Raw genomic sequence first — 8,469 nt, 5'->3', positions numbered from 1 at the left:
AGGCGGCCTCCAGCGCCTGCGACACGGCGGGCACCAGTTGAAGCCGCCGCCCGGCCGTGGGTCCGGGTTCGGGAACGAAGGCCAGCAGCGCTTCGGCCTGCGGGTCAGCCGCCATCACCCGCCCGGTCGCATCGAACGCCACTTGCCCGACGCCCTGCCGCTGCAACGCCGATTGAGCGAGCGCCACCTGCAACCTCTGTTCGATCAGCGCCGCCAGCGTCTTGAGCGCGGCGGAAAGATGCGGCCCCACGCCCGACAGCGCGGACACGGCCGAAGCGGTGAAATCCTCCCGTTCGCGCACCAGCAGCAGCCATGCGTCCGCCGCGCCGCCCGCCGTCACCCGCAGGAACCGGCCGTAGCGGATGTTCATTTCGTCCAGTTCCGCGCGTTGCCGGGCCAGTTGCGCGGGCCGGTCATAATCGAGCATCTCGTCCAGCGAATAGACCCGCCCGGGCCGCAGCGCGCCATAGGGATGCAGCCGCAGCGCCTCGATCCGGCGGAAGTCCAGCGGCGGTTCCGTGGCGGCGCGCGGAGCGGCGACATGCACCACGGCGGGTTCCTGCCCCGGCGCAGAATTGGCCAGGGTGATGATCAGGAACGCCCGCCGCGCATAGGTCCGCGCCACGAGCTGACGCAGGAATCCGCCCCATGGCGGGCTCTCATGGATACCCTCCACAAGGGGTAGCAACAGCTCGCGCTGGGTGGCGAAAGAGAGGGACATGGGATTTTGCTCCCATATGGGGGCTTCGCGGTCAAGCGCTTGGGGCGATCTACCGCCCGGCGAACCCTTGAGGGTAGAGAGAATAATGTCCGACCAACTGAGTAAATCGACCCTGACCCATCTGGAACGGCTTGAGGCCGAGAGCATCCACATCCTGCGCGAAGTCGTGGCGGAAGCGGAAAAGCCCGTGATGCTCTATTCCGTGGGCAAGGACAGCGCGGTGATGCTGCACCTGGCGCGCAAGGCCTTCTATCCCTCGCCGCCGCCCTTTCCGCTGCTGCATGTCGATACGACCTGGAAATTCCAGGAAATGTACAAGCTGCGCGACCGGATGGCGCGGGAAAGCGGCATGGAATTGCTGGTCTATCACAACCCGGAAGCCAAGGAGCGGGGCATCAACCCGTTCGACCATGGCGCGCTGCACACCGATATGTGGAAGACCGAAGGGTTGAAGCAGGCGCTCGACCTCTACGGCTTCGACGCGGCCTTCGGCGGCGCGCGCCGCGACGAGGAAAAGAGCCGGGCGAAGGAACGCATCTTCTCCTTCCGCACCGCCTCGCACGGCTGGGACCCGAAGAACCAGCGGCCGGAACTGTGGAACCTCTACAATGCCCGCAAGAACAAGGGCGAAAGCATCCGCGTCTTCCCGATCAGCAACTGGACCGAGCTGGACATCTGGCAATATATCCACCTCAACGACGTGCCGATCGTGCCGCTCTATTTCGCGGAGGAACGCCCGACCGTGGAGCGCGACGGCATGCTGCTGATGGTCGATGACGACCGTTTCCCGCTCAAGCCCGGCGAACAGCCGGTGATGCGCTCCATCCGCTTCCGCACGCTGGGCTGCTATCCGCTGACCGGCGCGGTGGAAAGCAAGGCGAAGACCTTGCCCGAAGTGATCCAGGAAACGCTGCTGACCACCACGTCCGAACGGCAGGGCCGCGCCATCGACAAGGACGCGGGCGGCGCGGGCATGGAGAAGAAGAAGCAGGAAGGCTACTTCTGATGGCGGCGCCCCGCCGCTTTTTCCTCACGCGGAGACGCGGAGACGCGAAGGCGTTGCATCAGGCCGCAGGCTTTTCCGTTTTTCCGGCGGTTCGGCCCGGTGCTGCGATCCATTCGGCAATGCGGCTTTGCCGTGGGCGTGGCCTGTCTGCGTCTCCGCGTCTCCGCGTGAACCATTATATCCAGATCAACGAGGTCCCAGCTTTCGCTGGGATGACGGGACAGATGACATGACCGACATTCTCGACGAACCCATCTACAAGACCGACGCGCTGATCGCGGAGGATATCGACCAGTATCTGAAGGTGCATGAGCACAAGACGATGCTGCGCTTCATCACCTGCGGGTCGGTGGACGACGGCAAGTCGACCCTGATCGGCCGCCTGCTCTACGACAGCAAGATGATCTTCGAGGATCAGCTTGCGGCTCTGGAAGCGGATTCCAAGAAGGTCGGGACCCAGGGTCAGGATATCGACTTCGCGCTGCTGGTCGACGGCCTCGCCGCCGAGCGGGAGCAGGGCATCACCATCGACGTCGCCTACCGCTTCTTCGCGACGGAAAAGCGCAAGTTCATCGTCGCCGACACGCCCGGCCACGAACAATATACGCGCAACATGGTGACCGGCGCGTCCACCGCGGACCTGGCCGTCATCCTGATCGACGCGCGCAAGGGCGTGCTGACCCAGACCCGCCGCCACAGCTATCTGGCGCATCTGATCGGCATCAGGAACATCGTCCTGGCGGTCAACAAGATGGATCTGGTCGATTATGATCAGGCGGTCTTCGACGCCATCGTCAAGGATTATACCGCCTTCGCCAGCTCGATCGGCATAGAGACTTTCACCGCCATGCCGATCTCCGGCTTCAAGGGCGACAATATCACCGGCCCCAGCGCGAACACGCCCTGGTACAAGGGCCCCGCGCTGATCGAGCATCTTGAAACGGTGGAGGTCAACAGCGCCGCCGACGCGGAAAAGCCGTTTCGCATGCCGGTGCAGTGGGTCAACCGCCCCAACCTCGACTTTCGCGGCTTCTCCGGCCTGATCGCGACCGGCGTGGTCAAGCCGGGCGATGCCGTGCGCGTGCTTCCTTCGGGCAAGACCAGCACGGTGACGCGCATCGTCACGATGGACGGCGATCTGGATCAGGCGGTGGCGGGCCAGTCGGTCACGCTCTGCTTCGCCGATGAAATCGATTGCTCGCGCGGCGACGTGATCGCGCTGGCCGACAATCCGCCGCAGGCCGCCGACCAGTTCGAAGCGACCATCGTGTGGATGTCGGACGAGGAAATGCTGCCCGGCCGTCCCTATTGGCTCAAGATCGGCACGCAGACCGTGACCGCGACGGTGCAGCAGCCCAAATATCAGGTCAACGTCAACACGATGGAGCATCTGGCGGCCAAGACGCTGGACCTGAACGCCATCGGCCTTGCGAACCTGTCCACCGACAAGCAGATCGTCTTCGAACCCTATAAGGAGAACCGGACGCTCGGCGGCTTCATCCTGATCGACAAGATCAGCAACGCCACCGTCGCGGCGGGCATGCTGAATTTCAGCCTGCGCCGCGCGCAGAACGTCCATTGGCAGGCGACCGACGTCACCCGCGAATTCCATGCGGCGCTCAAGAACCAGAAGCCCGCCGTGCTGTGGTTCACCGGCCTGTCGGGCGCGGGCAAGTCGACCATCGCCAATCTCGTCGAAAAGAAGCTGGCGCGCATGAACCGCCACACCTTCCTGCTGGATGGCGACAATGTGCGCCATGGCCTGAACAAGGACCTGGGCTTTACCGACGCCGACCGCGTGGAAAATATCCGCCGCGTGGGCGAGGTGGCGAAGCTGATGACCGACGCGGGCCTGATCGTGATCACCGCCTTCATCTCGCCCTTCCGCTCGGAACGGGAGATGGTGCGGCAGATGATGCAGCCCGGCGAGTTCATCGAAGTGCATATCGACACGCCTTTGGCCGAAGCGGAATCGCGTGATGTGAAGGGCCTCTACAAGAAGGCGCGCAGCGGGCAGCTCAAGAATTTCACGGGCATCGACAGCCCCTATGAAGCGCCGGAGGACCCGGAAATCCGCATCGACACCACCGCGATGACCGCCGAAGAAGCGGCCGACGCGATCGTGGCGAGGCTGATCCCATGAGCGCGCATGTGGACGCAAAGGCGCTGGCCGACGCGGACCTTGCCGCTCACCTCGCCGAAGTCGCAGGCCGCATCCTGCTGGAGGTGCGTTCCAGCGGCCTGTTCAGCGCCAAGGCATTGGGCAAGGCGGGCGACCAGACGGCGAACCAGTTCCTGGTCCACGCCCTGCGCGAAGCGAGGCCGGATGACGGGCTGCTGTCCGAAGAGGAAAAGGACAATGCCGAACGCCTTGGCAAGAGCCGCGTGTGGATCGTCGACCCGGTCGACGGCACCCGCGAATATGGCGAGGAACGTGCCGACTGGGCGGTGCATGTCGGCCTCGCCATCGACGGCAAGCCAGCCATCGGCGCGGTCGCGCTGCCGGGACTGGACCTGACCGGAACCGGCGCTGGCACCGTGCTGCGCACCGACCGGGTTCAGCCGCTTCCCCCCGCACCGGAAAAGCTGCGCATGGTCGTGTCCCGCACGCGCCCGGCCAAGGAAGCCGTCGCGGTCGCCGAAGGATTGGATGCCGAGCTGGTGCCCATGGGATCGGCCGGGGCCAAGGCGATGGCCGTCATACTGGGGCAGGCGGACATCTACCTGCACTCCGGCGGCCAATATGAGTGGGACAGCATGGCCCCGGTCGCGGTCGCGCAGGCGCATGGCCTGCACTGTTCACGCATCGACGGGTCGCCGCTGGTCTATAATCAGCAGGACGTCTATCTGCCCGACCTGCTGATCTGCCGCCCGGAACATGCGGAGCAGGTCCTTTCCCTCGTCCGCGCGCTTGACCAGGCAGCCTGACGCGCGAAGAGGGGCCTGAACTGCAAAGCCCGCGCCCCTGCGCAGGCAGGAGCCGGGCCCGGCCCGTTCTTTCAAGCGGCGGCGATGCCATCCATGAACTGCGCCATGGCGACATCGCGGTCGCTCATGCCGTCGACATCATGGGTGGTCAGCACCACGTCCACCCTGTTGTAGACATTGCTCCATTCGGGATGGTGGTCGAGCTGCTCGGCCCGCATGGCGCAGCGCGTCATGAAGGCGAAGGCCGCGTTGAAGTCAGCGAAGGTAAACTGCTTTTCGATCGCTTCCCGGCCGGTGCATCGGGTCCATCCCGTCACTTGCGCCAGCACTTCATCCAACGGCATTTTCACATGCGCCATTCCGCTTCCTCCATCTATGACCCCGCCATAGCAGCAAGCAGGACGCATTCCCAAGAACCGATAAAAGGAAAGGGCGCCCTTCGCAAAGGACGCCCTTCATCATAGCCGGGGTGGGGGGGGGAATGGCATCCCCCGCGCCATTATCCTTATTTCAGCTTCGCGAGGTCCGCGTCGATGGCGGCCAGCCGCGCATCGGTCACTTCGTCGGGCGAATATTGCTGCACGACTTTCAGCGTCATGCCGCGCGCCATGTCGATCTGTTCGTTGGTCGTCAGGCCGGGGATATGCTTTTCGACGATCGCCTTGGCGGCGGGATCATCCAGCAGGGTGCCGATATCGGTTTCAGCAGTGGAATATTTGGTCTTGGCAGGGGCGGCGGCCGGAGCCGTCTGAGCCATGGCAGGCTCGCTCGCCGTCATGAAAGCAGCGGCGGTGGCCATCAGAAAAAGACGCATGTGTCAGGATCCTCCATCTTCGACCCCGGCCATATCGCACGATCACGTTCGAATTTCAAGTCCTACCATGATGCGCGGGCGGCAAGCAGCAAATCCGCGAAGCGATCGGCCATGTCCTGCGCCTCCTCCGCCGGGATGTCGCGCGCCGCGCCCTCCTGCAACAGCCATCCCGAAACGGACGACACCAGCATATAGGCGACGCTGTCGGGGTCGCGCGCCGGAATGCCGTCCTTCACCCCCAGACCGGCGATGTCCCTCGCGATGATCCCCACGGCATAGAGATAGCCCACGTCATGGAGCGCCGCCGACACGGACGGAAAGCGTTCCTGCGTCGCGAACATCAGCCTGCACAGCGCCTGCACGTCGGGCGAGCCGAAGCTGGACGCGATGATCCGCGCATGATGGCGCAGGCGTTCATTGATATTGTCCGTCAGCAGATGGTCATGCTGCGCCGCGCGCGCGGACCATTCCGCCACGCTGCTGTGGACCACGGCGGTCAGCAGCGCTTCCTTGGACGGGTGCCGGGCATAGAGGGTCCCCTTCGACACGCCTGCCTCTGTGGCGACCGCCTCCATGGCCACATTGTCGAACCCGTCTTCCAGGAACATGCGGCGCGCGGTGGTCAGGATGGTCTGCTCGATCGCGGCGACCTGCTCCACCGTGGGTCTGCCGCGCTTGGGCTTGAAGGCTGGGGCTGTCTGCATCCCGTTGTGGTGGCACAAAGGGCCCTGCCGGACAATATCGCAAGTGGCTCCAGAGCATAATCGAACGATAATGATCGATATTGACGCGATCCGGTCAGGCGCATATCGATGCGGCAGCGCCGTACGCCGCCCTGAGCCTGCCCGCTCACTGCCCGGCCGCTACGCGAAGGCATGATCGAGGGGATGAAGATGACCGCAGGACGAAAGCTGCTGATGAAGGGCTTGCTCATCGCCGCGACGATGCTGGCGGCGGTCCCTGCCGGAGCGCAAAGGCTGGAGGAAGGCTTCCGCTCGCCCCCCGCCGAAGCGCGGCCGCGCCTGCGCTGGTGGTGGCCGGGCGATGCGGTGACGGATCAGGAACTGCGCCGTGAAGTGCAACTGATGGCCGATCATGGCTTTGGCGGGGCGGAAGTCCAATCCTTCACGCCTAATTTCGTGACGCTGACGCCGCAGGAGAGGGTGGCCGTCAACAATTATGCGGAACCCAGCTTCTTCGCACATCTGCGCACGGCGGCGGACGCGGCGCGGTCAGCGGGGCTAAGCCTTGACTACACCCTCGGTTCGTCGTGGCCGTCCGGCGGCGGAGAGGCGATCCCGCCGGAAAAGGCCTTCACCGAACTGGCGATGGCGCGCACGGCGGTGAAGGGGGGCACGGCAGGTCCCATCAAGGTGGAAATCCCCAAACGCACCAAGCGGCTGGGCGCGCTCAATGGCTTCGACCCGCGCGTCAAGGACCCCAAATATGCCGATTGGGGGAAGCGGATGGAGGCGCGCGCCCGCACCGTCGCCGTGGTCGCGATGAAGGGAAGCGCCCCCGATCTCAAGCCGCGCCAGGGGATGATGGGCATGACCATCTCGCCCTGGAACGATGTGCTGGCGTCCGGCACGCTCGATCCCGCCAGCAGCATCCTGCTCACCGGCAAGCTGCGTGAGGACGGGGCGCTCGACTGGACGCCGCCGCCGGGCGACTGGCAGATTTTCGTGTTCCGCCAGTTCGCGTCCGATGTCGGCGTGCTCGGCGCGGCGGGGAAGGGGCCGCAACTCATCCTCGACCATATGGACCCGTCCGCCTTCGCCGCCCATGCCGCGCGCGTCGGCGATCCGCTGGGCAAGGACCCGGCGGGCATGCGCGCGACCTTCGTCGACAGCCTGGAACTGATGCAGGACATCCAATGGGGGCCGCGACTGCTGAAGGAATTCAGGAAGCGGCGCGGCTATGACCTGACGCCCTACCTGCCCTTCGTCGTGCAGCCGGGCTGGATGCAGGCGTGGGACGAACATTATTCGCCACCCTATTTCGACGCGGCGAACAGCGACGTCGCCGAACGGGTGCGCGCCGACTATCGCCGCACCGTGTCGGACATGATGATCGCCGGGTTCATCCAGCCCTTCGTCGAGTGGAACCATGCGCGCGGGCTCAAGGCGAAGTTCCAGGCGCATGGCGGCGCGTTCGACATCATTCGCGGCTATGGCATGGCCGACATACCGGAAACGGAAGACCTGGTGCATGGCGGCGACCCGCTGTTCATGCGCTTCGCCCGGTCGGGCGCGAACCTTTACGGCCGTCCCATCGTGTCGGCCGAAAGCCTGGTCTGGGCCAACCGCCCCTATGAGGTCACGCCGGACGAGATGCGGCGGCGCACCGATCTCATCATGGCGGGCGGGGTCAACAGCATGGTCCTGCACGGCATGAACTACCGCTTCCATGCGGACGATTGGCCGGGCTGGCACGCCTTTCAACCCAGCCCCTTCTCGCTTGGGTTCAGCGGCCCGATCAATGAAACCAATCCGGTCTGGCCGGGCATGAAGGCGCTGGCCGCCTATATCGGCCGTCTTCAGGCGGTGATGCAGGCGGGCGAGCCGGTGGTGCCGGTCGCATGGTTCTACGGCCGCTATGGCTATTATGTCGGCATAGAGGATGAGGGCGCGGGCAAGCAGGCCGGGGAAAAGGCGTTCCTTGCCGCAGGCTATGATTTCGACCGGATCAATCCCGATTCCATCGCGCAGGCGAAGGTGGACGGGCGGCAGCTCCTTTCCAGGGGCGGCCATCGCTATTCCGTGCTCGTCCTGCCCCCGATCGACGGCATTCGCGCCGATACGGCCGAAGCCATCGCCAGCTTCGCCAGGGCGGGCCTGCCCGTCTTCTTCACCGATCGCGCGCCCCGCCGTGACGAGGGGCTGGCTGACGCCAGGCGGCGCGACGCACGCGTGCGGAAGGCTGTCGCCGCGGCCATGAAGGCCGGTGCGAAGGTCGTTCCGGCCAGCGGCCTTACGGCGGCGATCCGCGCGGCGGGGG

At 65.2% G+C, this 8,469-nt stretch carries 8 protein-coding genes; 4 read left to right on the top strand and 4 right to left on the bottom strand.

Translation table 11 applies throughout. From position 1 onward, the window contains the following. A partial coding sequence (locus tag L288_RS27735; RefSeq protein WP_021237427.1) for a hypothetical protein occupies window positions 1-721 on the bottom strand: 721 nt, incomplete at its 3' end. 85 nt (window positions 722-806) lie between these two features. Here L288_RS27735 and cysD point away from each other — a divergent pair. The 3 genes from cysD to L288_RS27720 all read left to right on the top strand — a co-directional run bounded on the left by cysD (window position 807) and on the right by L288_RS27720 (window position 4,655). Continuing rightward, window positions 807-1,727, top strand: coding sequence for a sulfate adenylyltransferase subunit CysD (gene cysD, locus L288_RS27730; RefSeq protein WP_021237426.1), 921 nt, complete (start codon window positions 807-809; stop codon window positions 1,725-1,727). A 229-nt stretch (window positions 1,728-1,956) separates the two neighbouring features. Then, window positions 1,957-3,870: a sulfate adenylyltransferase subunit CysN gene (gene cysN, locus L288_RS27725; protein ID WP_021237425.1), complete on the top strand. Its 1,914-nt coding sequence runs from the start codon at window positions 1,957-1,959 to the stop codon at window positions 3,868-3,870. Beyond that, window positions 3,867-4,655, top strand: a complete 789-nt coding sequence (locus L288_RS27720; protein WP_021237424.1) for a 3'(2'),5'-bisphosphate nucleotidase CysQ — start codon at window positions 3,867-3,869, stop codon at window positions 4,653-4,655. Before cysN ends, L288_RS27720 begins: the two co-directional genes overlap by 4 nt. Window positions 4,656-4,726: 71 nt before the next feature. Here the strand turns inward: L288_RS27720 and L288_RS27715 are convergent, their stop codons facing one another. The 3 genes from L288_RS27715 to L288_RS41915 all read right to left on the bottom strand — a co-directional run bounded on the left by L288_RS27715 (window position 4,727) and on the right by L288_RS41915 (window position 6,173). Then, complete coding sequence (locus L288_RS27715; RefSeq protein WP_236613004.1) at window positions 4,727-4,999, bottom strand: 4a-hydroxytetrahydrobiopterin dehydratase; 273 nt, start codon at window positions 4,997-4,999, stop codon at window positions 4,727-4,729. A 161-nt stretch (window positions 5,000-5,160) separates the two neighbouring features. Then, window positions 5,161-5,469 (bottom strand): hypothetical protein, encoded by a 309-nt coding sequence (locus L288_RS27710; RefSeq protein ID WP_021237422.1) that lies wholly within the window; start codon window positions 5,467-5,469, stop codon window positions 5,161-5,163. A gap of 62 nt (window positions 5,470-5,531) precedes the next feature. Continuing rightward, on the bottom strand, window positions 5,532-6,173 hold the full coding sequence (locus L288_RS41915) for a TetR/AcrR family transcriptional regulator (protein WP_021237421.1): 642 nt from the start codon (window positions 6,171-6,173) through the stop codon (window positions 5,532-5,534). Between the two features lie 183 nt (window positions 6,174-6,356). Between L288_RS41915 and L288_RS27705 the strand changes: the two genes are divergently transcribed. Then, a partial coding sequence (locus L288_RS27705; protein ID WP_021237420.1) for a glycosyl hydrolase occupies window positions 6,357-8,469 on the top strand: 2,113 nt, incomplete at its 3' end.

Source organism: Sphingobium quisquiliarum P25 (assembly GCF_000445065.1).
GTDB classification, from domain to species: Bacteria; Pseudomonadota; Alphaproteobacteria; order Sphingomonadales; family Sphingomonadaceae; genus Sphingobium; species Sphingobium quisquiliarum.
Note: the sequence above shows the minus strand (reverse complement) of the source record. Positions and strands in the feature narration are given on the sequence as shown.

Excerpts from the sequence above, each read along its gene's own strand:
- cysD (WP_021237426.1), top strand. The coding sequence starts at position 807 with ATGTCCGACCAACTGAGTAAATCGACCCTGACCCATCTGGAACGGCTT.
- cysN (WP_021237425.1), top strand. The coding sequence starts at position 1,957 with ATGACCGACATTCTCGACGAACCCATCTACAAGACCGACGCGCTGATC.
- L288_RS41915 (WP_021237421.1), bottom strand. The coding sequence starts at position 6,173 with ATGCAGACAGCCCCAGCCTTCAAGCCCAAGCGCGGCAGACCCACGGTG.
- L288_RS27715 (WP_236613004.1), bottom strand. The coding sequence starts at position 4,999 with ATGCCGTTGGATGAAGTGCTGGCGCAAGTGACGGGATGGACCCGATGC.
- L288_RS27720 (WP_021237424.1), top strand. The coding sequence starts at position 3,867 with ATGAGCGCGCATGTGGACGCAAAGGCGCTGGCCGACGCGGACCTTGCC.
- L288_RS27710 (WP_021237422.1), bottom strand. The coding sequence starts at position 5,469 with ATGCGTCTTTTTCTGATGGCCACCGCCGCTGCTTTCATGACGGCGAGC.